The following is a 25,293-nucleotide window of genomic DNA, read 5'->3' as shown; positions in this document are numbered from 1 at the left end:
GGTCAGGTTTGATCGGATATTGAGGTCGCAAACGCGCCAGTAGCGGACATCGGCATGCTGCCGATGAGCGGACATTCGCCCCCCAGTCCACCACGTCTGCAGCAAACCCTCTGGTCTTCACGAGCTGGGGCTCGACAATCGTCCTTTGCAGGGGGCGGCCGGCGCCGCCGCCGGCGCCACAACCCCGCATAGGAGCGCAGCGGCACCGATCGTCAGCAGCCCGTACCTATAGGAGCCGGTTTTCAAGTCTTCTTCCTTTTCCCGGTCGCCTTGGGCGTCTGTCTCGCGCCCTTCTGCGTCCGCGCAAGCTCGTCCTCGGCCAGGAGGCGTCGTTCGGAGAGCTCGGCCGAAAGGGTGCCGGACAGGGCCACGAAAGCGTCAAGCTTTCGCGCCCGCGCCTGAAGCCAGGCCACCCGCGCCGTCAAATCCCTGACAGCCTTGTCCTCGCCTGACCGCAGGAAGGAGATGATCGGTTGCTCAGGGCCGTCTTCGCCGAGGATCTCGCGGGCGGTGTCGAGCCAAGCTTCAGCGCAATCGATGTTCTCGTCCAGGGCCTGCCTCAGGCAATAGCGGATCAGCTCGCGGGCGACATCGTCGATGACAGCTGCGAGATCGATCCACTGCCGTGCTTCCTTCGAAGGCTTGCTCGCGGACATCGCGCTCTGCAATGGCGATGCGTAACGGAAAGGTGTCTTGTCCGGTTCAAGAGCGAGAATGGCGCCCTCGAGCGCTCTCAGATCAGCGAAGGCCGGTATGGCTGGCGCGAGTTTGTGACGATGGGCCCATACCTCGAGGATGGCTTCGGCGCACTCCTTCTCCAAAGCGGCCCGGTCGTCGGGAGCCGCGGTTTCCACGGCGAGTATGCGCTCGGCGAGGTAGTGGGCCATCCACCCGGCCAACAGGTCGTTGTCCGGCTCGAACTCAAGGTGTTCGACCAGCTTACGGCCAAGCGCGATGACGGCTTCAGAAGGTTTGGACGCCATCGGGGCTCACGAGATAGATGCGGAAATAGGGCCAGGGGAATTCGATCACGCCGTCATCGCGATCCCGGGCATAGGAGGATCGCTCCACCGACCGCGACACCGAGACGGCGAGGATCAGGTCCTCGCCTCGCGCCTCGAGCAGGTCACGGAGACGGCCGCGATCGACGGTCAGTCGATCCCCGGGATGGTTTTCGTGCTCGCGTCCCCGGCGCGAGGTCCAGGTCCAGGACTCCGCCCGGAACACGACGCGGCCGTCAGCCTGCCAAACGCGGCCTTCAACATCGGCGGTCAGACCGAGCGCTTCGATGAGGTCATCGCCAGGGCGCGGTCCGGGCCAGCCGAAGCTTCCGCCGACCCAGCCGTCACGCGCGTCCAGCCCCTTTTCGGGCGTGGGCTCACGTATCCAGCCTTTCAGGCGAAGCGATCCGCGACCGATATCGTCGTCGCCCGCCGACGGCAGGCTGTAGACGTTGAACTCCCCGCTCATTTGCAGGGATCTCAGAAGAGACGGTCCGCCGGCCCGCGAGACGAACGCACTGCGGATCGTCACCCGCTCCTGACGATTTTCGTCACCGGACGTCCAGCTGCCCCAAGCGCACAGATCAGGCTCATCGAGACGAACCATCGCATCCAGGCGACGACGCGTGACGCCCCAGCGCCAAATCCGATCATCATAGCCCTCGGCAGCCGGCAGAGGCGGCAGTCGCACGGGGTCGCGTCGGTCGGAAACCCAGCGGCCATCCGCACGGGTCAGTACTTGCCCCTTGAGCCACTGCGAAAACTCATCGGGGCCACGCGGTTCCGCATAGGGATCGAGGCGGGTCGGACGCGTCCTCAGCAGTTCCCCGGCGGTGAACATCAGGGCGTGATAGCCGCAGTAGTCCCGGAAGCCCTCGGACGTGGGCGTCATTCCCTGGCCGGCGTAGGTTTCCATCGACTCGAAAACGCCCCGCTCATGACGCGGGTCTTCTCGCAGACTTTCGCGATCCGCCAGACCGAAGACGCGCTTGGCCTGTATCGTCGCCATTTGCTCGACGCGGGCGGTCGCGGCGCCGAAGCAGCGCCCAAGGGGCGCGAACATGTATGTTCCGGCGTCCAGGCCGAAGGCATAGGTTTCGTTGAGCGTCTCGCTCTCGTCTCCATCAGCGTCGAAGTCCGAGCGACTGACCGCAACCGGGACGGACGGAGAATGATTGATCGTCTCGAGCCGCTGCCGTTCGGCAGGATCCAACACGGTTCCGCCAGACCGGTCATGGTTCAGGATCAGGTCGGCGGCCAATCCGCGTATCAGCACGTGATCCGTGTCCAGCCAGGTCCGAGCGAGAGCAACCGTTTCAGCGGACAAGGGCGTGAAGCCTTCCACGGCCGCCCGGTTCAGACCCAGGAGAAGCCACTGGCGGGCGTGAAGCTCGTAGAAGGGCAGTCGCTGATCCGCATGAGCTCCGGCGCCGCCCCGCCCGGCCTGATTCAGCAGCGGGGCCAGGGTCTCGACGATCCGTAGTTCAGCCAGGGCGCGAACCGCATGAGCGTGGGCCCACCTATGGCTTCCCGTCGGCGAGCCCAATCCGACCCAGAGATAGCCGGCCATCGCGGCGCGCAAGTCGGCGGGCGGGTGCAATGCCTCCCGCCACGGTCCGTCACCGTCGTCGTCGGTCAGCAAAGGATCAAGCAGACCAAGCCCGTAGCGGAGGCCTTCGTCGGCTTCATCTGGGGTCAGCTTTTCGGCGGCGAAGCGCGCCAACTGGAAGAGGCCGTGGGCCGAAAACAGCCCGACACCCTCCGCGAACCCGGCGAGCACCGCATCCACGATTTCCGGCCGTGTGACCGCGCCGGCCAATCGTTCGATGGCGACGGTCTGATAGTCGGCGCCGAGATAGACCCTGTCCGGACTGGCGCGACACACCTGCAGGGCGACGCGCTTGACTGCGGCCTTGACCGAAAGCCGCGTGAGCGCTGCGTCCGGAATACAGCCGACCAGATCGCGCAGGCTGTGGGTCTCAAAGTCCGGCAGTTGGCTGATGGCGAGGATCACGGCGTCCTCCTTTCCACCCCCGGCGCGCGCGAAGGCTTCCCGGAACAGATCTTCCATGACCCACGGGGGTTCGCCGGCCCTGACGCGGCGCTGCGCCGTCCGGACGTCGTCAGCGGAGATGGGATCGAGCTTCTTGAAAATGCTGTTCCAATACGGCTTGCCCCGCTCTGAGCGGTCGCCGCGCCACATGTCCTCCTTCGCGGGCTTCGGCACAGGGAAGTCGCTTTCGGCCGACAGGGGCTGCGGCAGGTGCAGCGCGTCCGGATCCAGACCGAGCCTTGTCGCCAGCCCCCGCAGGTCTTCGAGGTCCTTCGCGCTCCTGGACTCCATCCGGAGATAACGGAGGGCGATCGCGATGCCGGCGTCTCGCGTGGCCGGGTCCGGAGAGCAAGCTAGGAAGGTGTCGAGCTGGCGCTCACGGTGCCACCGGGCCGGTATTCCGCAAAGCGCAAGACTGTCCCTGGAGGTCAGGTGAGCGCGCTTGATCAGGGCCTTGAGGGCTTCCGACAGGAGCCGCTCCTCGTCACCGAAGCGGCGGTCGCGCCAGCGACTGTGGAGGGTGAAGAGGGATGCCGGATCAAGCCCGGCGAGGGCGTCGACCGTGCCGTCCCAGTCGAAGTATTTGTCGCGAGCGACAAGAGACCGGGTCAGTTCGCCGACGCGGGCCATACGATAGGCGGTGTCGGCTCGGGCGACGCCCGGCGCCTCCGCCCTGGCGGCAAGGTGGAGGAAGCATTCCCAACGGGGGACGTTTTCGTCTCCGATCCGGCTGAGGATTTCGATGGCGCGGTCGAAATAGGCCCGGGCTTCGGTCTTGCTGACGGTAAAAGTCGCTCTCGCCAGAGCCAGAAGGTTCTGCCCCTGGGTCTCGGCATCGTCCCTGACCGCCTCGACACCGGTGAGCGCGAGGCCGGCATAGTGGAGCGAGTCGTGCGCGCCGCCTTTCGTCCGACCGAACAGATGTGACATGCGGGTCAGGGCTTCGACCGAGGGTTTGTGTGCCGAACCGATCACCCAGGCTTGAAGCGCGCTGCGCCGCTTGGCCGTCGCCAAACCGTTGCGGCAAAGGATCGCCGCGCGCCCGACGGCGATATCGCTGAGCGTGGAAAACCCTTCGCGATACTCGGACTGTCTGGCCTTTCTGGACGCCTCCTCGGCTTCGGCGATCCGGCCGTCGACCGCTCCAGGTGCCACGCGTCCCGTGACGAGATCCGCCCCCAGAACGGACCAGGGCAAAAGCGCCCCGGTCTCCGACCTGAAGATGCGGGCCTCCTCACTATGGCCATAGGAGGCCGAAAGATCCCTGCGGATGTCGTCTGACGCCAGGTCGAGAAGATCGAGCGCACCGCCCCGGAGCGCCGCGCGAAGCGCGTAGGCGCGCAAGAGCGGAGCCTTGCCGTATCCGAGACGGGCGGAGAGATCGTGAGGCGGTATCTGAGGAAGGCGGATGTCCAGGATCTTCGCCCACGCTTCGAAATCCGCCGGCAGGGTCAGCGTCGCGGTTTCGATGGTCGCGGCGACTGCCTGCAGAACCGGCCAGGGTTCGTTCCACTCGTTGAGCTCCTTGAGCTCCAGACGTTTGAACGCAATGAGGCGCAGCAATCGCTTCAGCGGCCGCTCCGCGAGGCCCCGCCCCGCGTTACGCAACTCCAGCGCCAGAGCGAGCAGCAGCCAGACATTATTGCGCGCTCCCAGGGCCAGGGCCTGGACATCGTCGAAGCGTCCCAGGTCGATCAGACGACGCGCCAGCGCTTGCCCCGCGATGAAGGCCGTGGGCCGATACGTCCATCGCCGCAGGAATAACGCCGCCTGCCGGGGACCGCGGAGACGGAGGAGCCCATAGGTGAGCGATACGCGGTCCTCATGCTCAAAGGTTTCGTCACGTTGCCGATGGTCGCCGCGCGGACGGCGCGCCCAGCTTTCGAACCACTCAAGCGCCATGCGCAGGCGACTGCCCGCGTCCGCGGATAGTTCTGGATGGTCCGCCATGATCGCCGCATCATAGGCGTGGTGAGATCCCATCCAGTCAGAACCGAAGGTGCGCCGCGCGACCAGCTCCTCGATGCGATCAGGCGCCATCAGGGCTGACGCCAGTTCGGCATTGTCCTGAATCAGGCTGATCTGTCGGCCCTCACCCGCCGTTTCTCCGGCGGCCCGGACGGCGAGCTTCACCGCGTCGAGATAGCGATCGGTGCGGAGGCAGGCGCGCAACGCGAAAATCAGACGCTGCACCTCAACGTCGCGTCGCTCGAGTGGATTGGTCTCGGGAAGGTCCGTGCCTGACAAGGCCAACGCGACGAGCTCAGCATGGAACCCGCCCTCGTGAAGGAGTTCCGGCAGGGCGGAGGCGACATAGGCGCTTTCGGAAGCCTGGGGGCGCAACGTCTCAACGAAGTCGATCAGTCGTTCGCGCGGTGGTTTGAAGGTCTCTCGGAACCAGGTCTCTACCGGCTCGTCCCGGAAGTGGACGCTGTCTCCTGCGATCTTCAAAGGCCGACCGAGATCGGCCGCGAAACTGCGCACGGCACCTTCGGGCACCTCGGCCATCGCCGCAAGAACGCTTATGGGCACGAGCGGTCGAAGCGTGGCCAGACCGACGCAGATGCGGTCGATCTGCGTCGCCGCAACATTGCCGGCCTCGCTCTTCAGTTTGGTGATGGCTCCCTGCAGCAGGCCCCCGATGGCTGCGGCCACCGTGGTCGGTTCCGGGCCCAACGCCTTGAGGACCTCGCGCAAGCTGCCCTCCCCCTGCAGAGCCAAGGCCTGGACGCGCGGATTGTGCGAGCTCAGGTGGGCGAACTCCGCCACGTCCTTCGCCGTCGCCTCGGGGAAGCGGGTCCGCAGGTGCTGACCCGTTTCGGCGTCGTCGAACGGCTTCAGCTCGATACGGACCGCGTCGCCGGGCGGGTCGAAATCGACGACACGATGGCTACGGCTGGTGAACACAAGCCGCACCCCCTCCGGGATGGGCATCCGGATCAGGTCGCGGACGAACGAGCCCGGATCTCCCTGCTCCCGGGCGGCGGTCTCGGCATTGTCCGCCGCATCGACGATCACGCAGATCACAGCAGTCGGGTTCAGGGCGCGGATGTGTCGCGCCGCCTGTTCCAAACGATAGGCGAAGGCCCGCATATAGGCCTTTGCGTCGGCGTGACCGGCCGGGATCAGCGGATGGCACCACCCTCTTGACGCCATCTCGTTGGCGATCTGGACAAGGCCGTCGCGGTGGCGATGCCTGAAGTCCAGCGCGTTCCGGTAGAGCCCGACGCCGTAGCAGTCGTAGAGGATGGCGGCCGAACCCTGCGGCATTCCCTGTGCCAGTCGCGCGGCCAGCACGGATTTTCCAACACCCCCGTCCGCATCGATCACTGTCGGCGCCCCGGCCGCCAGGATGTCACGAAGAATGTCCGGCTCCTGCTTCCGGGCGATGGTCCCGTCCGGCGCGGGGATCCTGGACGGGGCGGGAAAAAGGTCCAGCTCCGATGCTTTCAAAGCCCGCAGGACGTCTTCACGCCGGATCGTCGGATTTGTTTCAAACTCCGTCGTGGCTTTCCGGGTGACCAACTCCTTGAGCTGGACGGGCCCATCGACATCCGCTTCTGGAAGATAGCCGCGCAGGTCCTCGCTCAGCATGTTGCGCTGGCTCCAGACGTCGGGCGCGGAGCCGTCGACATCCAGCAAACTGAAGAAGGCTTGCACCCGTTTGCCCTTAAGGCCGGTGAATCGGACGAGGCTCGCGGCTGTCTCGGCGTAGGTTGGCGCGGCGCCGGCCGCCAGTTGCTGCATCGACGTCAGGATCGGCTTGGAGAACCGTCGGTTGCTGATGAACTGAAATCGCACGCGACCGGCTGAGAAGGCTGTCGCCAACTCCCTGAGCCGCTTTTTGTAACGCGCAGCGAACCCCGAGAGGGTGTTCTCCAGTTCGCCGGGCGTCCAGGACTGGTTCCTACGAAGCGTTGAATGCTTGAGCTGGACGTAGCGGATCGCCTTGGCTTCTGCGGGCCGCTCGCTGCCGTAGTAGAGTCCGACGTCGATGAGTTCGTCACCTACGAGGCCGTTGGGGCCCGCCTTGTCGATGACGGACGCGCCCTCGATCGTGACGGCGGTCAGCCCGGATTGCATCGACAGAAGCTTGAGGCTCTGCCGCGCCGCCCACGCATAGTGGAACTGGTCACCATCACGGCTCGCCCGGACGAGATCGCCGCCATTCGTTTTGGACGACATCGAAGACTATCCAGCAATGGTCGGCTGCCCGCATCGCGGATCAGACGCGTAGAGGTTCGCCGCCCCCGCGCAGAAAGCGACTCGCCCGGAGCAACTCAAGATTGCTCAGATTGCGCGATTCCAGAATGATTTGGAAGCGGGTGAGATGATCGTAGCGAGGGAAGCTGTGGACACGGCAGCCACCGAGCCCTTTCGCCCGATGGTGGGCTGCAGGCACCGTACGTCGGAGAAGCGCCAACAGCGGTCATGGGCTGATCATCCAAAAGCGGACTAAAGTTGCCGAGCTAGCCTTGTGATGTTCGCCAAGTGGGCGTCACAGGCCGCCAGGGCGCCCGCCGCGTCACCTATTTTCCGGAGTATTCGCTCGCGACTGTCCAGACAGCCGGCTTCGGGGGTCGACAAAGTCGCCAGCGCCGCTGCCCGTGACAATGACAGCAGCAATCATCGCCGCGACCGCAGCAGCGATGCACAGGCGAAGCAGGCCCTCCGGGGCGACCAGCCCCTCGAGACCGCCCACCAGCGGATGTCCGAAGGCGAGCACGAAAAGCAGGCCGCTGCCGCCCAAGGCGATCTTGGAGGTCATGGTGAAGAGGCCGAACAGCAGAGCCTGGTCGGACTCGGCCGCGACCGAGGCGGCGCGCGCCATCGCCGGCAACTGAATCCACGACACAACGGCGATCATGCCGATTGCAGTCCCGAGCAGCCCGATCCAGACCAGGGCCGCCCCTCCTCCGACCGCCAGCGCCGCCGGCAGGGTCAGGATCAGGGCGGCCGTGCCCGCATAGGCGGCGACCAGCGCCGCGCGCGCGCCCAGCCGGGCGACGAACGGGCCCGCGATCGCCACGGCCGAGACCCTTCCGATCATCAGGATCAACAGGGCCGCGCCCGCCCATCGGGTCGATGACAGGTCGAGATGCGGCACCACCTTGCTGATCGCGCCCATGGCCACCATCCCGATCGAGGAGGCCACGAACAGGGCCGTCAGGGCGCTCGTCGGCGGGGGCCGGAGCCGGGACGCCGTCTGCGACGCGACCGCCGCCCTGTCGAAGCGGGCGGCCAGAGCCAGATATGGGAGCATCAGACCGCCTGACATGACCGCCAATCCCAGCAGGATCGCCCCCAGCAACGGCTTTGGCGGGGGGGTGGCGGCCAGCATCGGAATGGCCAACAGCCCGATCAGGATCGCCGCGACGCCGGAGCCGAGGCTACGAAGCTGGGCGAGACGCACGCCGTTCGACGGGGTGTCCGCCAGCCGGGCGATGAGGGCGTTATGGGGCACATCGAACACGGCGAAGGCGGTGCGAAACACCAGACCGCAGCCCAGTACCCAGACTGCGCCACCCGGGACAATCAGACTGAACGGAAAAGCCACACAGGCGACGGGGATCGCCACGGTCAGGACGGGCAAGAGAGGGTGCCCCCTCGCTCCCCGGCGGTCCATCCAGCGACCGACCCCGACGTCGCACAGGGCGTTCCATAGCAGCAGCGTCATGAACAGGGCACCGGCGGTGACTGGTGCCAACCCGACATAGCGAACCAGCAGGAACAGCGTCAGGGCGTCACTGCCGGTCCACAACAGGCTCTTGCCCAAATGAGACAGGGCGTAGGCGACGATGTCTCGACTTTCGACCATGCGTGCCCCTGTCAGTTCACTGCCGGTACGCCCCACAGATGACCGGCGTTTGACAGTGCGCGCGCAATTAACTTTATCTATGTAATAAATTAGTCGTCGACGCGCGGTACCCACCGCCTCAGAGGGACCCCATGAAGAAATCCGCCATCCTCGCTCTTGCGCTCGGTGCCGCCGTAGCGACGCTGGCCGTCAGCTCGCAGAGTCGAGCACAGGAGTCGGTCGGCGTGCGCCTTTCGGACCTTCAGTTCATCGGCACCCATAACAGCTATCATCTTGAGCCGGATCAGGCCGTCGACCTGGCCATGCTGGCGACGCACTACGCCGAAAGCGCCCAATGGACCGCGCCGCGCTTGATCCGGGCCCTCGCCTATTCGCGCACGCCGTTGTCGGCCCAGCTGTCGATGGGCCTGCGGGTGTTCGAGTTGGACCTGCATGATGATCCGGAGGGCGGACGGTTCGCCGATCCGGGCGTGTTCCAGGCGCTGACGGCCCTGAAACTGGTCCCCGACGTCCCTTTCGACGCGGCCCCGTTCCGGCACCCGGGATTCAAGACCTTCCACACCGTCGATACCGACGTGCGCAGTACCTGCCCGGTGTTCGTCGACTGCCTGCGAGAGATCCGGGACTGGTCGGACGCCCATCCAGACCACCTGCCCATCTTCATCCAGCTGGAAGCCAAACAGCACAGCAAGCCGGCCGTCGGGGGCTTCTACACCCCCGCGCCTGACGCCCCGTTCGACGCGGCCGCCTGGGATCGCCTGCAGGCCGAGATTGGCTCGGTCTTCGCGGCGGATCGCCTGCTGACCCCGGTTGACGTCCAGGGCACCGCGTCGACCCTGAACGCCGCGATCCGCGCGAGGGGTTGGCCGACGGTTGACGTGGCCCGGGGCCGGATCGTCTTCCTGTTGCTGGATGATGACGACGTCCAGGCCAGCTACGTCGCCGCCGTTCCGCGCGGTGAGCGGTTGATCTTCCCGCGCCTGCCGGCGAACGATCCGGACTCCTCCTGGCTGCATGTCGACGATCCGGAGCCGGCGCGAATCCGACGCGCCGTGACCGAGGGCTATCTGGTCTATACCCGCGCCGACGCCGGCACGGAGGAGGCCCGGTCGGGCGACACCCGACGGCGTGACCGCGCCTTCGCCAGCGGGGCTCAACTGATCGCCACCGACTATCCCTATGCTGACCGCCGCTTCTCGGACTACGCCGTCCGCTTCAGCGGCTACCGCTATGTGCGGTGCGCTCCGCCCGTGTCGCCGTCGGTCTGCGAGGCGGCGCTGGCGGAGGACCGGCGACCGTCCAGATAGGCGTCCTCGCGACCGCCCTCGCCGGCCAGATAGCGGTTGAACAGGGGCACGCAGGCCGCGCCGATCATGCCCGCCGCCGGGCCCAGCCGCGAGGCCAGCACCCGCGGGCGCGGCAGCATAACGCCTTCGTCGCAGAAGCCGGGACCGTCGATTTCGGCCACCAGCGCCTCATTGATCGGCGATGGCAAACGGCCACCGATGACGACGGCGTCCGGGTCAATCATCCGCGCCACATGGCTCAGGCTGGCGCGCAGCTGGGTGCCGGCGCGTTTGACCCATTCGCGCAGCACCCGCTCGCCGCCACCGTCCAGTTCGCCAAGGTCATGGAAGTCCGTCGCCTCGATGCCCGCATCCCGCAGGGTGTCGAGCAGGTCCTGTCCGGAGGGACGCGGTCGGTCGTTGGGGAACTGGACGCCGAGGATGCCGGCGTTGCCATTGGCACCGCGGAAGGGCTTGCCGCCGAGGATCAGGCCCGAGCCGATGCCGTGACCGACGTGGACATAGACGAAATTCGGGAAGCGCAATCCCTGTCCCATCACCCGCTCGCCGATGGCGGCGCTGAGCGCGTCATTTTCGACCAGGACCGGATGGGGCAATCCTTCGTTGAAATCGGCGACGAGGTCGCGGTCGCGCAGCTCGGGGAATTTGGGGTGGGCGTTGATCCGCGCGCGCCGCTCGATGAAGTCCCCCGGCAGAGACACGCCGACGCCGGCGACCCGGTCTTCGTCCAGACCATGGGACGCGAGGAGACGCGCCATCAGCGGCCGCGCGGTGGCGGCAATCGTCTCCGGATCGGCGCGGGCCAGGGCCTCAGAGGCCTGATCGACCAGCACGCCGGACAGATCGACGAGCGCGACGTCGAGACGACTGACCGTGAAATTGAGACCAAATGCATAAGCACCGCCGCGACGAATCTGAAGCGGCCGGGATGGCTGGCCCTTGCCGCCCAGCCGACGGACATAGTCCTCAACCAGACCGAGGTCGGCGAGGTTCCTGGTGATCCGCGTCAACGAGGCACCGGTCAGGCCGATGATCTCCGCCAGTTCGGCGCGCGGCGTCGGGCCATTGCGCGCGATCGCGTCCAGTACCAGGCGTTCGTTGTAGGACAATCCATGCATCAAAACGCCTGATGCACTCACATATTAAATTGCGCAATGTAAATAAACGGTCACGAAAGGCGGTTAGGAGGCGACCATCGTCAATAGGGGGTTCGTCATGCGTCGTTTGCTCGCCACTGTCTCCACCGCCGCGCTCGCGCTCGGCTTCTCGACCACGGCCATGGCGCAGGATACGTCGCAGGACGCGCCCGTGGTCATCGACGACATCGTGGTTGTCGGCCTGCGCGACACGGTCGCCCCGATCGCCGAGGTCAAGCGCTCCGCTGATGCCATCGTCGATACGACGACCGCCGCCGAGATCGAACTGCTGACGGACTTCACCCTGGCCGAGGCGGCGATGCGCATCCCGGGCGTCTACGGCGTGACGGCCAATGGCCAGCCTCGCTTTCTGGCCCTGCGGGGCTTTGACGCCCGCTACAACAGCACCGATCTGGACGGCAATCCGATCTGGAACTCCAGCGAGAACAACCGCGGGACCCAGCTGGATCTGCTTCCCTCATCCGCCGTCAACCAGATCGACGTGTTCAAGGTCGTGACGCCGGACATGGACGGCAACTCCATCGGCGGCCATCTGGGCATCCGAACCATGCGCGCCTTCGATGACGGCGGCCGCCCGTATTTCGGCCTGCGCGTCGAGGGCGTCTCGTTCGACGAGAGCCACAGCCGCAGCGACCAGCCGTCCTATCGCCTCGACGGCGTCGGCAAGCTGACCTTCGGTCCGGACAACCGCTTCGGGGCCGTGTTCGGCTTCGACAGCCAGCGCGAGCGATTCAGCCAGGAGAGCTACCGCCTGCCCGACGGGCTGCAGGTGTTCCGCAACAGCGCCGGCCGGGACGTGGAAATCCCGCTGCGGGGCAACTGGCGCTTTGATTCGACCGACATCACCGAGCGCCACGACAGCGCCTTCGCCAAGTTCGAGGCCCGGCTCGACGAGCGACTCTACGCCTTCGGGACGGTCAACTACTACCGCGCCGCGGACGAGATCGTGACCGACCGCCGGCGCGCCTTCGTCGACAGCCGCGCCGACCGCATGGTGTCCGCCGAGCAGGGCGCGGGCGTCGCCGGTCGCGGCACCGACGCCTATCAGGTCATCGACTCCACCCGCGATATCGACACCTGGCTCGTGGCCGGCGGCGTCGACTATCAGCTTGACGCCCTGAGCGCGGTCCGCTTGCGCGGCTCCTGGTCGCGCGTCCGGCTGAAGGAGGAATTCTTCAACTCGGGCCGCTTCGAGGACAGCACCGCCAACCGCACCTTCCGGACCTTCGATATCACCGGCGACTTCGGTGTCGTCACCCGCGATCCGTCGGTGGGGACCAATCCTGCGAACTACATCTACAACAGCGCAACCTACGAGGAGGACACCCGCCTCGATGACGACCTGTACAGCCTGAAGCTCGACTACGATCGCAACAGCTATGCGGACTCACGCGGCTTCGGCTTCCGCGCCGGGGTGGCGCTGCGCCGGCTGGATCGGGTCCACGACCGCGTCGTCGCGGAGACCCGCCTGCCCGGGACCTACACCCTCGCCGGCAACCGGCCGGACATCACCGCCGTTGACTATTTCGGCGCGCCCCTGGCCATCGACCGAGAGCGGCTGGACGCCATTCTGCTGACCAACGGAACCACGGTTCGCACCGACGTCGCCAATCGCGGCGCCGACTATGAGCTGCGCGAGGACGTCTACGCCGGCTACGGCATGGCCCTGTTCGCGACCGAGCGGTTGCGGCTCATCGGCGGCGTCCGCGTCGAGCACACCCGGCTTGAGGACAGCGTCTTCACGGTCACCAACGGCGTCGTCGCGCCGGATCGCTTCGAGAACGACTACACCAGCGTGCTGCCCTCGGCCCACCTGAACTACGACCTGACGCCCGCTCTGAAGCTGCGCGCCGCCTACAGCCGCACCATCGGCCGACCCGACTTCGAGGCCTTCGCCTTCGGCAGCCAGGTCACCAACGACGGCCTCAACGTCTCGATCGTCACCGGCAACCGCGACATCAAGCCAAGGCAGGCTGACAGTCTGGACCTTGGACTGGAGTATTACTTCGTCGACGGGCGGTCGTTCGCTGCCCTCGGGGTGTTCCGCAAGGAACTCGAGAACGAGCATTTCTCGCAGACCGATATCGTCCTCAACCCGGCCGATCCCGCCGGCGACGCCACGATCAGCACCACGACCTTCAGCTCCAATGGCCGCGCCACGGTCAACGGCGTCGAAGCCTCGCTGATGATGAAGCGCCTGCCCTTCCTGCCCCCGGTGCTGGACGGCCTGGGCGTGATCGCCAACTACACCTACCTGGACGGCGACTATGACGTGGTGCTGAATGACGGCACACATCGCAGCATCGACTCGCTGCGCAACCAACCCCGCCAACTGGTGAACTTCACCGCCCTGTATGAGCGCGGCCCGTTCAGCGCCGCCGTGGCCTACAACTGGTCCGACGAAGCATTCACGGGAGAGTTCCAGTCCGTGCCGGGAGACGCGGCCAACCCGTCGCTGAACGATGTCTTTACCGGCGCATTCGGCACGGTGGACGCCCGCGTCCGTTACCGCCTGACCCCGAACGTCGAACTCAGCATCGCCGGCAAGAATCTGACCGACGAGGTGTGGACCCAGAAGACCGGGCTGGAGCGGGATCTGGCCAGCCGCGCCGCTCGCATCGGCAGCTCCTGGTTCGTCGGCCTGCGTATTCGGATGTAACGGTGGACGCTGGTGCCCTTCGGCTAGCGCACCAGGTCCATACACCCCCAAACCTGATCGTCGTCCGGAACTGCGCCTTTTCTCGTGTTCCAACGAACGGTGCCAATGGGTTCCAAGTTGGTCGGAGGAAGGGATAGGGAAGGCAATGGCGATTGCGCCGAGCCTGCTGCGGTTCACGACGGCGCGACCGTCGCCGCGACACCACCTCAGATTAGAGTATCTCCTACGATTACGCTGCGGACGGAGCCGCACCGAACTACCCGAACTCGGGCTCCCGAAAGCGGACGTTCCGAACGTCAACCAAGCGCCAACAGCAGACTCGGCGCTTCGGCCGCATAGGCGACATTAAGCGACCAAGGTGTCCGCTTCCGAGACTTCCAAATTAGGCAGCGTCCGGAACGCGGGCGATGACCTTGATCTCGAAATCGAAACCCGCGAGCCAGTTGACGCCGACGGCCGTCCAGTTCGGATAAGGCGGTACGCCAAAGACCTTGTTCTTGACGGCCATGATCGTACCGAACTGCGCCTCGGGATCAGTGTGGAAGGTCGTGACATCGACGATGTCGTCGAGGGTGCAACCGGCGGCCTTCAGCACGGCGGCGAGATTGGCGAACGCCAGTTCGACCTGCTGTTCGAAGTTGGGTTCGGCGGATCCATCCTCCCGGCTGCCGACCTGGCCCGAGACGAACAGAAGATCGCCAGAGCGGATCGCGGCCGAATAGCCGTTGATTGCGTAAAGGGCCTGCCGACCGGCAGGGAAAATTGCATCGCGTTTGGGCATCAGGATCACCATTGATATACGCACCGTATGTGAATACATCAGGACATACGCAGCGTATGTCAACTAACATACGACCTGTATGTGAGCGAGGAAGCGATGGCCAGACGGCGCGAGGACATGGTCGAGGAGACCAAGGCCAGTCTCATCCGGGCTGCCCGGCGCGCCTTCGCGACCAAGGGTTATGCGGCGGCGTCGATGGATGAATTGACTGCGGACGCAGGCCTGACGCGGGGCGCGCTCTACCACAATTTCGGCGACAAGAAGGGCCTGCTGCAGGCTGTCATCGACGAGATCGACGCCGAGATGCTGGCGCGGATGCGGGAGGCTTCGGACCAGGCCGACACTCCGTGGGCGGCGTTCCTGCAGGAGGGCGTCGCCTATATCGAGATGGCGCTGGAGCCCGAGATCCAGCGGATCATGTTGTTGGACGGACCTGCCGTGCTGGGAGATCCTTCACGCTGGCCCAACCAGACGGCCTGTCTGCGCACGACCACCGAGACGATCCAGACATTGATCGACGCGGGCACGGTCAAGCCGATTGACGCCGAGGCTGCGGCGCGGCTGGTCAACGGCGCGGCGCTCAACGCTGCGCTATGGATCGCCGCAGCCGACGACCCGCGTGCAGTCATGGCCAGGTCGGCTGAGGCCTTCCGGCACCTTGTGTCCGGATTGCTTACGACATCCCCAAAGGTTGCGATGGGTCAGACTTCCGCATTCGGCGGCTGATCGACGCTCTGCCCGAAAGCGGACCTCGCCCACCGCCGCGTTCCGTGCCACGATCACCTGATGGAGGCGGCAAGTTTGACAGCGGAGAGCCAGCGTCTGGCGATGCTTCAGTCCCTCGGGCTCGTCCCGGGCCAGCGTGATCCAAGCCTCCAGGTTCTTGCTGCGCTAGCCGCCAACGTCGCCGAAACCGCCGTGGGGTTGATAAGCCTCGTCGAACGCTCATGCATCTATGTCGTGGGCGGGGCTGGGTTCGACAGTGATTTCATAGCTCCCGCCGATAGTTTTTGCAGCCACGCGGTGTTGAACCCAGCAAGCGTGTCGTGGGTGCCCGATGCGTTGGCGGACCCGCAGTTTCGCAATAGTCGTTACGTGACGGGGGAGCCCTACATCCGCTTCTACGCCGGGGTTCCGTTGACGGTAAATGGCGAAACCATGGGCACGCTCAGCGTGCTTGATCCCCGACCGAGAACCTATGACCCACGTCTGGTCTCCAGATTGAAACTCCTGGCGGAAGCGTGCGAAGCCGAACTCACCGAACGTCACCGCACCGCAGCGATGCGTCAGGCCTTGGCCGCTTCTGCAGATGCTCTCATTGATTGCGACGTCGCGGGCCGGGTTGTGGGTTGGTCGGTGGGTGCAGAACGCCTGTTTGGTTTCCCCGCAGAGGAGGCCCTCGGCGCTAATGTGACGATCATCGTTCCTCCAGAGCAGCAGGAAGCGCATCGGCAGGGAATGCTGCGGTGGCAGGAGAGCGGGGCGGCCCGCCTGGGGCGTCGAATTGAACTGCCGGCAAAGCGGCGAGACGGCTCTGATCTCGATATCGAACTTTGGATGTCTGTGTCTCATGAATCCGGAGGGCCTCGAATACACGCCAACATCAGAGACATCTCCGCTCGCAGGGCACAGGCCCGGAATATCGAGCGTGCAGAGGCGCGATCTAGGGAGCTTAAATCTCAGCTGAACCAGGTTTGGCGTTTGAACTCCCTCGGAGAGATGGCGGCGACCCTCTCGCACGAGCTGAACCAGCCGTTAGGGGCCGCCACCACTTACATCCACGCCAGCCAACGTGTCCTTCAGAGAGCCGACCCTATCAGCGCAAGCGCGAGCCAAACCCTCGATCTTGCGAAGGCGCAGCTCTTGCGCGCAGGATCGATCATACGTCGCATGCGGGAATTGCTGTCCCATGACAGTCGCGACCTTCAGGTCGAGCGTGTCTCAGAAATGGTGGGCGATCTGAATGGGATCCTCTCCTTGATTCAGAGCGACGCCGGCGTCGCTCTGGAGATCATCATCGATGAGGCCAATGATCACGTCTGCGCTGAACGTATCCAGTTCCAGCAGGCGGTGATCAACTTGGTGCGGAACGCCGCCGAAGCCTTGACTGGACGTTCCGATGGCATAATCCGGGTGGTGGGGAGAGCGATCTCCGACACGATCTTTGAACTCAGCGTCACGGACAACGGTCCTGGCGTGGCGGCTGATCAGATTGAGACGATCTTCAGACCGCTCATGACAACGAAGAGTTCTGGGATGGGGCTCGGCCTATCCGTTACGCGAACCATTGTCGAACGCCACGGGGGATCTCTTGACGTGACGTGCAGCGACCTAGGTGGAGCGGCGTTCACCTTCTGCTTGTCGAGAGAGTGCGAGACAGACGCGTGAGAAATCGTTCCGTTTGCATTCGTGTCGTGCACGCGCCAGTCGGCGATATGTTTGCTCCAGCAACGTCATCCGTTCATCCTTTCTGTCGGCAAATTCGGCGCGTGGCTTGTGCGGTCCCGAACCGTGCCGCATGGATTCGGTCTCTGATGGACGAGGCACGATGAGGTTGACGAACCCGATCAAGGATATCGACAGCGAAGTCGCGAACAACGGCGAGCGACGCATGCCAGCCACGGAACGCGTTCTGGAACACATCCTCGCCGAGATGGACGCGGGACGGCTGGCGCCAGGGGGCCGGGTCAACGCGGCGCGCATCGCGGCGGCGCTTCAGTTGAGCGCGGCTCCCGTTCGCGAGGCGCTGAGCGTCCTCTCCGGACGCGGAGTCCTCGACCTCTATCCTGATCGGGGCGCCGTGATGCGGCCGATGACCGCTGACGAGGTGTGTGACCTCTGGAAGGTGTTGGAGCCCGTCAGCAGCGTGGGCTTGCGCCTCGCGGCGCAGGCGATCGCCCGGGGCGCGGATCCGGCGCCGCTGATCCGCCGCTTCGACAGGCTCGCCGGGGCCGAGCCCCTGATACAGCCGGTTGACCTGCTCGTCCGGCTCAACGCCTGGCATTTCACGGCCAACGAACTGGGCGGGAATCCCTTTGTCGGCCTCGCTCTTGAACGGCTCGGAACGCCTTACTGGGATCGCTATCTCGCCCGGCTGATCGACATCAGATCGAACGTCGAAGGCTATGTCGCCAACTATCGCCGTATGCACGAGGCCGTCCTCGCGGGCGACGGCGGCGCCGCTGCTTCGATCATGAGCTTTCATGCCGACTGGTCGATCCGACTGGTCCGCGAGACGCAGGCCGGCATGAACCCGGGCAAGGCCAGGCGGCGCGCGACACGAACGTTCTGACCGGGGCGAGAGGAGCTCGACGGACCGAAGCTCTCCGACGGACGCTCCGGTCCGCGCCCGTCACGCCGGGCGTCTCAAAATGCGCGGCTTCATCCCAGTGATTTCAGGATCGTCAGCGACGGCGCCCCGCGCATCATCTCCATCTGGCTGTCGAGCCCGTCCCGGCTGCCGGTCATGTGCTCGCGGAAGGCGGCTTCGCTTTCCCACTCCTGCAGGCTGTAGAAGCGGCCGGGCTCGCCAGCATGTTCGAATATCTGCGCGCTGACGATGCCAGGCTTGTGCGAGGTCTTGATCGTGTGGACGAAGGTCTCCCGGATCTGGTCTTCATGTCCGGCGACAGCCTGAATCTCGATCAGAACAAATACATGGTCCGCACTCTTGCCTTCGGTCATATCACTACCTTTCCGTTGTTGACTGCAGGCGGCGAGGGAAAGCGCGGCGAGCGCTCCGGCCGAGACGCCTACGAAGCTCCGTCGATCCAATCTCAAGTCTCCCATCGAATATTGCGAACAGAGGTCATAGTCGGGCCTGGCGTTCCGCCGGTCGTTTGGCGCGTCGATCTTCGTGGATTTGATCCATAGATTGACAACAAGACGCATACAAGCCGATATCTTCGGAGAGCGGGACGGGGCGGGCCGTCCCGTCGCTCGGGACCTGAAGTGGTCGGCCTTGTTGTCCCCATTGCCAAAATGCAAAAGGAGTCTCCGTGGGAACTCAGGAAAACAAGCGCATTGCTCGTGTCTTGATGGACGACCTATTCTGCGAAACCGCTTACGCCTTCTACGGTCCGGGATACAAATTCGGCCATATGATCGACTACGAGGTGGCGCCCATTCGCGGCGAAGGCGCACAAGGCGGCCCGGCCACTGATCGCCGGAGCGCAATGACGTTCGTCGAGCAAAATCGGCTCACCGGCGAGGCCGGCGTCATAACCTCAAAGCTCAGACCGATCAGATCCAGTTCGTCGACGAAGACATCGATCACCCGGACCGGATTATCCTCGGCCACATAGTCGTCGAGACACTCGGGAGGCAGCGTCTGCTGCCGGCGATCTGCACCCTGAACGAAGCGGCTCATAACCCACCTCCTGCTCACCTCAGGAGGCTAACCTAATTCGCTCATTCCGGAGGCGTATTCACACAGCCTCAGTCAGAATCGGCCCCTCCGCCCATTCACGGAGCCGACGGTCGCCCTCCCCTGTAAGCCGCCAGTCCAAAGACTAGATCTCCCCCGGGACTATCCGACGATGAGAGCTCGCCTTCGCGCCCGTGAGCGGGAAGCTCTCTAGACGCCCAGGATCAGGCCATGGGACTATCACCGACGAAGTCCCGCCGATGATAAAGTCCTCGGAACGGGGCTGGACCGCCGAAGTCAGATTTCTTGGTTAAAGGCGCCGATTTCGGGATAGGCGGCGAGGCGGGGCTTGATCTCCCTGCGGAACAGGTCGCGCATGTCGTCCTCGGATCGCATGCTCTCGACCACCACGACCAGTTCGGGCTTGTTCGAAGAGGCGCGGACCAGGACCCAGGAACCATCCTCCAGGTGCACCCGGACGCCGTTGACGGTGATGGCCTCCAGGATCTTGCGGCCCAGGATCTCGCCGCCGGCGGCGGCCAGGTCGGAATATTCCTTCACGATCCGCTCCAGCACCCCGTACTTCAGCTCGTCGTCGCAATGGGGCGACATGGTCAGGCTGGTCCAGGCGTCGGGCAGGGCCGCCTTCAATTCGGAGAGCGTCTTGCCCGGATTGCGGTCCAGCATGGCCAGGACCGCGCCGGCGGCCACCAGGCCGTCGTCGTAGCCATGGCCCAAGTCGCCGGCCATGAAGAAGTGGCCCGACTTCTCGAATCCGGCCAGGGTGCCCAGTTCGGCGGTCTTGCGCTTGATGTAGGAGTGGCCCGTCTTCCAATAGACCACCTCGGCGCCATTGGCCTTGAGGATCTCGTCGGTCTTGTAGAGGCCGGTCGATTTCACATCGACCACGAAGGTGCTGTCCGGATAGACCTTGGACAGGTCGCGGGCCAGCATCAGGCCGATCTTGTCGGCGAAGATCTCCTCGCCCGTATCGTCCACCACGCCGCAGCGGTCGCCGTCGCCGTCGAAGCCCAGGGCCAGGTCGGCGCCCGTCTCGCGCACCCGCTGGGCCATCTGCACCAGCATGGCGTGGTCTTCGGGGTTCGGATTGTATTTGGGGAAGGTGTAGTCGAGGTCGGTGTCCATCTCGATCACCTCGACGCCCATCCGCCGCAAGGCGTCGGGGGCGAAGGCGCCGGCCGTGCCGTTGCCGCAGGCGCAGACAACCTTCAGCGGCCGCTTGATCTGCACCTTGGAGGCGACGTCGGCCACATAGGTCTCGCGGAAGTCCTTGACCCGCACCAGCTTGCCGCCCGGTCGGGCCACGCCCTCGCCGTTCAGCACGATCTGTTTCAACCGGCCCATCTCCTCGGGGCCGAAGGTCAGAGGCTTGTTCGCCCCCATCTTCACCCCGGTCCAGCCATTCTCGTTGTGGCTGGCGGTGACCATGGCCACGCAGGGCGCGTCCAGTTCGAACTGACCGAAATAGGCCATGGGCGAGAGGGCCAGGCCGACGTCCAGCACCTCCATCCCGCCTTCCAGCAGGCCCAGGATCAGGGCCTGTTTGACGCTGAGGCTGTAGCCGCGGAAATCATGGCCGGTGACGATCCTGGGCGCGACGCCGATCTCGTGCACATAGGTGGCCAGACCCAGGCCCAGAGCCTGGATGCCGAGGAGATTGATCTCCTTTTCCAGAATCCAGCGGGCGTCGTATTCCCGAAACCCGGTCGGCTTGACCAAGGCCTCAGTCTCATAGGCGGCCGTGTTCGGCTTCAGGTCTTGGCGGGGCTTGAGCATGCAGGTTCTCTAGTAGGACGGGGCTCGCAATCAAGCTATTCCACCGCCCAATCTGGGCGGGCTTACAACTGCGAATTGGTTAGAATTACATTGATATGCTGCGATGCAATATGCAATGTCGATCTAGAGCTGCGGGGATTCTAGATGCGCGTCGCAATGATCGGCACAGGCTATGTGGGCCTGGTGTCTGGAGCCTGTTTCGCCGACTTCGGCCATGTGGTGACCTGCATCGACAAGGACCCGTCGAAGATCGAACGGCTGGAGCGGGGCGAGATCCCGATCTTCGAACCCGGCCTGGACGATCTGGTCGCCGCCAACGTGGAGGAAGGCCGGCTGTTCTTCACGCTGGAGAGCGCCGAGGCAATCCGCAACGCCGACGCCGTCTTCATCGCCGTCGGCACCCCGACCCGCCGCGGCGACGGCCATGCGGACCTGAGCTATGTCTATGCGGCGGCCGAGGAGATCGCCGGCCTGATCGACGGCTTCACCGTGGTGGTGACCAAGTCCACCGTGCCGGTCGGCACCGGCGACGAGGTCGAGGCCATCATCCGCCGGGTCAATCCGAACGCCGACTTCGCCGTCGTGTCCAACCCGGAGTTCCTGCGCGAAGGCGCCGCCATCGGCGACTTCAAACGCCCCGACCGGGTCGTGATCGGCGTCAACGACGGCGAGACGGCGCCGCGCGCCAGAGAGGTGATGAGCGAACTCTATCGTCCGCTGAACCTGAACGAGAGCCCCCTGCTGTTCGTCGGCCGGCGCACGTCGGAGCTGATCAAATATGCGGCCAACGCCTTCCTGGCGATGAAGATCACCTTCATCAACGAGATGGCCGACCTGTGCGAGGCCGCCGGCGCCGATGTGCAGCAGGTCGCGCGCGGCATCGGCCTGGACAAGCGGATCGGCTCGAAATTCCTGCACGCCGGCCCCGGCTACGGCGGCTCCTGCTTCCCCAAGGACACCATCGCCCTGGTCCGCACGGCCCAGCAGTACGGCGCGCCGGTGCGGCTGATCGAGACCACGGTCGAGGTCAACGACGCGCGCAAGAAGGCCATGGCCGGCCGGGTCGAGACGACCCTGGGCGACAGCGTCGTGGGCAAGACCATCGCCCTGCTGGGCCTGACCTTCAAACCCAACACCGACGACATGCGCGACGCCCCGTCGCTGGACATCGCCCCGGCCCTCATCGCCGCCGGCGCACGGGTCCAGGCCTTCGACCCCGAGGGCATGCACGAGGCCGGCAAGCTGTTGCCGGACGTGGTCATGAAGGCCAACGCCTATGACGCCGTCGAAGGCGCCGACGCCGTCGTCATCATCACCGAATGGGACCAGTTCCGGGCCCTGGACCTGGACCGGGTCAAGGGCCTGATGGCGCAGCCGGTGCTGATCGATCTGAGGAACGTGTACCGGTCCGAGGACATGGAACGCCAGGGCTTCAGATACTCGGGTATCGGGCGCGGCTGATGGAAACCCCGATCCTCGACAAAGGTCCAGTTCTTGCTGCCCGCTCACAGTCGGGGATCGATCCCTCGCCGCCCGACGGCGAGCGTGCCGACAAATGGGCCGCTTCGCCGCGCCGCCGTATTCTGATCGTGGCCCTGAACTACGCCCCGGAGCTCGTCGGCTGCGCCAAATACACCACGGAACTGGCCGAAGATCTCGTTGCGCGGGGCCATGCGGTCGAGGTGGTGACGGGCGCGCCCTATTATCCGGCGTGGAAGGTCTCGCCCGGCTATTCAGGCGGACGCTGGACGCGCGAGACCTTGAACGGCGTGGCGATCCATCGCACGCCCCTCTATGTGCCGTCTGAGCCGTCAGGTCTCAAGCGGGTCGCGCATCTGTCGTCTTTCGGGGCGGCGGCAGCCCCGACGGCGATCGGCGTAGCGCGCCGTTTCAAGCCGGATCTGGTCTTCGCCGTCGCCCCTACCCTGACCGCCGCTGCGACAGCTTTAATAACAGCCAAGGTCGCCGGCGCAGCCAGCTGGCTGCATATCCAGGACTTCGAGGTGGACGCCGCGTTTGACCTGGGTCTGCTCAGCAACCGGTTCGCACGACGCGTCGCCCTGGGGTTGGAGGCCGGACTCCTGCGTCGGTTCAGCAGAGTGTCCAGCATCTCGCCCGCCATGGTTCAGCGTCTGGGCGCAAAGGGCGTGGCGGCCGAACGGGCGGTCGAGTTCCGAAACTGGGTCGATGTCGACGCCGTCCCGGTTTTCGCCTCCACGAACACGGACTATCGGCGCGAACTGAACATATGCCCCGAGCGGATCGTTGCTCTCTATTCCGGCAATATGGCCGGAAAACAGGGGTTGGACGCCCTAGGTCAGGTCGCGGCCGAGCTGCGGACAGCCCAGGCGCCGGTGACCCTGCTGCTGTGTGGCGATGGTCCGGCCCGGGCGGCGCTGGAGACGGCCTGCCAGGGCATGGACACAGTGCGTTTTCTGCCACTTCAGCCGATGGAGCGGCTCGGCGAACTGCTGGGCACGGCTGACATCCACCTGCTGCCCCAGCGGCCCGAGGCGGCGGATCTGGTCCTGCCGTCCAAACTGACGGGCATGCTGGCCTCGGGACGGCCGGTCGTCGCCATGGCCGCCCCCGGTTCCGGGTTGGCCGCCGAGGTCGAGGGCTGCGGCCTGGCCGTCGAACCGACCGCCCCGGCCATGACCGCCGGCCTCCTGCGCCTGGCCGCCGCCCCCGACCTGCGCCGCACCCTGGGCGCCGTCGGCCGCCGCCGCGCGGAAACCCGCTGGAAGAAGAGCGCCATCATCGACGCGTTTGAAGCGAGCCTCGCGGCGGTAATGGCGCTAGCGCCGGAGAAGCCTTGATGACCGAAGCTGTTGTGCAGGATCTATCTCGCTTCCATACCCCCACGGGATTTAGAGGGCGGTCGGCTGTGGTGGTTCAGCTATGGTGGCTGGCGCAAGCGACGCTGTTCGCCTGCTCACCACAATTTATGTACGGTTGGCGAAACTGGCTTTTGCGATTGTTTGGCGCTGAGATCGGCAAGGGTGTGTTGATCCGCCCCAGCGTCAGGATCACCTACCCATGGAAGCTTAGGATCGGAGATTATAGCTGGGTCGGAGACCGGGTGGAGCTCTACACATTGGGGGCGATCCGTATTGGCGACAACGCTGTCGTCTCCCAGTACTGCTACCTCTGCACCGGGTCACACGACATGGCCGCCCCGGCCTTCGACATCTTCGCCGAGACCATCACTGTGGAAGACGAGGCTTGGATCGCCGCCGGCGCCTTCGTCCACCCCGGCGTGACCATCGCCCGGGGTTCGGTCATCGCCGCCAGGAGCGTCGTGCGTCACAACACCGAGCCCTACGGCGTCTATGCAGGGACGCCGCTCGCCTGGATCCGATCCAGGGTGACCACGGCCGCCCCGTCGGACCCGATCGGCGACGCGCGATGAAAGCCGCCCTGGCCATTTTCGCGTTCAACAGGCCCGCCAGCCTCGGGCGGCTCCTGCACAGCCTGTCCGCCTGTCCGGAATTCGCCCATGCCGAAGTCACCATCTTCATCGACGGGCCCAGGTCCGCTGCTGAGGGTGAGCTCGTGGCCCAGACCTTGCGCGTCGCGCGCGAAGCCGCCATGCCGAGCTGGCGCATCGTGGCCGCCGAACAGAACCGGGGGCTTCGCCGGTCAATCTACGCCGGCGTCTCCGACGTGTGCGCGCGCCATGGCCACGCCATCGTGCTTGAGGACGACCTGGTTCTGGCGCCGTCCGCCCTGGCCTACTTTCTCGAGGGACTGACGCGCTACGCCGAAGAGCCCCGCGTCTGGAGCATCTGCGGCTATACCTACCAGCACCCCAAGCTGATGCGTGAGAACCGGGCCGTCTGCATCCCCTTCGCCCACCCGTGGGGTTGGGCTACTTGGAAGCGGGCCTGGGACCGGTTCGAGTTCGACCAGCCAGTGGTCCCGGAAGCCGCCCTGCGGTCGCGAAGCTTCCGCCGCTTCTTCGACGTCGATGGCCTGAGCAGCGCCTCGGATCTCCTCGAGCTGGCCCAGAAGGGGCTGGTCGACAGCTGGTTCATCCGCTGGCATCAGAAGATATTCTCTGAAGGCGGGGTGTCTGTCTTCCCAACCCGGCGCTATGTCACCAACATCGGCGTGGGCAAGGGCGGCACGCACGCCAGCGCGCTCAACCCCTACAAGCTTCTGCTTGGAACGGACCTTCCGACCAACGCCGAGGTCGGTGATTGGCCCGCCACGGCCGAAGTCGATTTCCCCGCGCTGGACCTGATGCGCCAAAGCCGGGATGCGCGGGTCCAGGTGGTTCTGGCCAGGCTCGGCATGATCAAACGTCTTGTGAAGCGCAAACTTCGCGGAGGATTCCGTTGATCCGGTCCCT

At 65.3% G+C, this 25,293-nt stretch carries 16 protein-coding genes and 1 pseudogene; 9 read left to right on the top strand and 8 right to left on the bottom strand.

The window, feature by feature from the left end; translation table 11 throughout:
• Window positions 1-242: 242 nt before the first annotated feature.
• The 3 genes from ACVPT3_RS06515 to ACVPT3_RS06505 all read right to left on the bottom strand — a co-directional run bounded on the left by ACVPT3_RS06515 (window position 243) and on the right by ACVPT3_RS06505 (window position 8,872).
• Window positions 243-983 (bottom strand): hypothetical protein, encoded by a 741-nt coding sequence (locus tag ACVPT3_RS06515; RefSeq protein ID WP_492043345.1) that lies wholly within the window; start codon window positions 981-983, stop codon window positions 243-245.
• Window positions 964-7,239, bottom strand: coding sequence for a hypothetical protein (locus ACVPT3_RS06510; RefSeq protein ID WP_492043344.1), 6,276 nt, complete (start codon window positions 7,237-7,239; stop codon window positions 964-966). The genes ACVPT3_RS06515 and ACVPT3_RS06510 overlap by 20 nt, the downstream gene beginning before the upstream one ends.
• Before the next feature lie 340 nt (window positions 7,240-7,579).
• Entirely contained in the window at window positions 7,580-8,872 is a 1,293-nt protein-coding gene (locus ACVPT3_RS06505; protein ID WP_492043343.1) for an MFS transporter, read from the bottom strand.
• Between the two features lie 131 nt (window positions 8,873-9,003).
• Here ACVPT3_RS06505 and ACVPT3_RS06500 point away from each other — a divergent pair, with 131 nt between their 5' ends.
• Window positions 9,004-10,179, top strand: a complete 1,176-nt coding sequence (locus ACVPT3_RS06500) for a Ca2+-dependent phosphoinositide-specific phospholipase C (protein ID WP_492043342.1) — start codon at window positions 9,004-9,006, stop codon at window positions 10,177-10,179.
• On the opposite strand, the gene ACVPT3_RS06495 is transcribed toward ACVPT3_RS06500, so the two are convergent.
• Window positions 10,101-11,297 (bottom strand): ROK family transcriptional regulator, encoded by a 1,197-nt coding sequence (locus tag ACVPT3_RS06495; protein WP_492043341.1) that lies wholly within the window; start codon window positions 11,295-11,297, stop codon window positions 10,101-10,103. The two genes, ACVPT3_RS06500 and ACVPT3_RS06495, sit on opposite strands and share 79 nt — an antisense overlap.
• 97 nt (window positions 11,298-11,394) lie before the next feature.
• Between ACVPT3_RS06495 and ACVPT3_RS06490 the strand changes: the two genes are divergently transcribed.
• Complete coding sequence (locus ACVPT3_RS06490) at window positions 11,395-13,995, top strand: TonB-dependent receptor (RefSeq protein WP_492043340.1); 2,601 nt, start codon at window positions 11,395-11,397, stop codon at window positions 13,993-13,995.
• A 382-nt stretch (window positions 13,996-14,377) separates the two neighbouring features.
• Here ACVPT3_RS06490 and ACVPT3_RS06485 read toward each other — a convergent pair whose 3' ends face one another.
• A complete protein-coding gene (locus ACVPT3_RS06485) occupies window positions 14,378-14,776 on the bottom strand; it encodes a RidA family protein (RefSeq protein WP_492043339.1) in 399 nt (132 codons plus the stop codon).
• A gap of 81 nt (window positions 14,777-14,857) precedes the next feature.
• Between ACVPT3_RS06485 and ACVPT3_RS06480 the strand changes: the two genes are divergently transcribed.
• The 3 genes from ACVPT3_RS06480 to ACVPT3_RS06470 all read left to right on the top strand — a co-directional run bounded on the left by ACVPT3_RS06480 (window position 14,858) and on the right by ACVPT3_RS06470 (window position 18,068).
• Window positions 14,858-15,502 (top strand): TetR/AcrR family transcriptional regulator, encoded by a 645-nt coding sequence (locus ACVPT3_RS06480; protein ID WP_492043338.1) that lies wholly within the window; start codon window positions 14,858-14,860, stop codon window positions 15,500-15,502.
• A 102-nt stretch (window positions 15,503-15,604) separates the two neighbouring features.
• Complete coding sequence (locus tag ACVPT3_RS06475) at window positions 15,605-17,164, top strand: ATP-binding protein (protein WP_492043337.1); 1,560 nt, start codon at window positions 15,605-15,607, stop codon at window positions 17,162-17,164.
• 166 nt (window positions 17,165-17,330) lie between these two features.
• Window positions 17,331-18,068, top strand: coding sequence for a GntR family transcriptional regulator (locus ACVPT3_RS06470; protein ID WP_492043336.1), 738 nt, complete (start codon window positions 17,331-17,333; stop codon window positions 18,066-18,068).
• 89 nt (window positions 18,069-18,157) lie between these two features.
• On the opposite strand, the gene ACVPT3_RS06465 is transcribed toward ACVPT3_RS06470, so the two are convergent.
• From ACVPT3_RS06465 to ACVPT3_RS06455, 3 genes and pseudogenes are all read right to left on the bottom strand, one after another.
• Window positions 18,158-18,667, bottom strand: coding sequence for a putative quinol monooxygenase (locus ACVPT3_RS06465; protein ID WP_492043335.1), 510 nt, complete (start codon window positions 18,665-18,667; stop codon window positions 18,158-18,160).
• Window positions 18,668-18,986: 319 nt separating this feature from the next.
• A pseudogene (locus ACVPT3_RS06460) lies at window positions 18,987-19,145 on the bottom strand (IS5/IS1182 family transposase); the annotation flags it as partial.
• A 294-nt stretch (window positions 19,146-19,439) separates the two neighbouring features.
• Window positions 19,440-20,939 (bottom strand): phosphomannomutase/phosphoglucomutase, encoded by a 1,500-nt coding sequence (locus tag ACVPT3_RS06455; protein ID WP_492043334.1) that lies wholly within the window; start codon window positions 20,937-20,939, stop codon window positions 19,440-19,442.
• 144 nt (window positions 20,940-21,083) lie between these two features.
• Between ACVPT3_RS06455 and ACVPT3_RS06450 the strand changes: the two genes are divergently transcribed.
• Genes ACVPT3_RS06450 through ACVPT3_RS06435 form a run of 4 tightly spaced genes read left to right on the top strand, consistent with a single transcriptional unit; the run spans window position 21,084 to window position 25,283 of the window.
• Window positions 21,084-22,400 carry a UDP-glucose dehydrogenase family protein gene (locus tag ACVPT3_RS06450; protein WP_492043333.1) on the top strand — a complete coding sequence of 439 codons (1,317 nt, stop codon included), beginning with the start codon at window positions 21,084-21,086 and terminating at the stop codon, window positions 22,398-22,400.
• Entirely contained in the window at window positions 22,400-23,758 is a 1,359-nt protein-coding gene (locus ACVPT3_RS06445; RefSeq protein WP_492043332.1) for a WcaI family glycosyltransferase, read from the top strand. Before ACVPT3_RS06450 ends, ACVPT3_RS06445 begins: the two co-directional genes overlap by 1 nt.
• On the top strand, window positions 23,758-24,351 hold the full coding sequence (locus tag ACVPT3_RS06440) for a putative colanic acid biosynthesis acetyltransferase (RefSeq protein ID WP_050771625.1): 594 nt from the start codon (window positions 23,758-23,760) through the stop codon (window positions 24,349-24,351). The genes ACVPT3_RS06445 and ACVPT3_RS06440 overlap by 1 nt, the downstream gene beginning before the upstream one ends.
• Entirely contained in the window at window positions 24,348-25,283 is a 936-nt protein-coding gene (locus ACVPT3_RS06435) for a glycosyltransferase (protein ID WP_492043331.1), read from the top strand. The genes ACVPT3_RS06440 and ACVPT3_RS06435 overlap by 4 nt, the downstream gene beginning before the upstream one ends.
• Window positions 25,284-25,293: the final 10 nt, after the last annotated feature.

It is taken from the genome of Brevundimonas sp. FV1ps31S (assembly GCF_058681265.1).
This window is presented reverse-complemented; position numbering and strand designations above follow the sequence as displayed.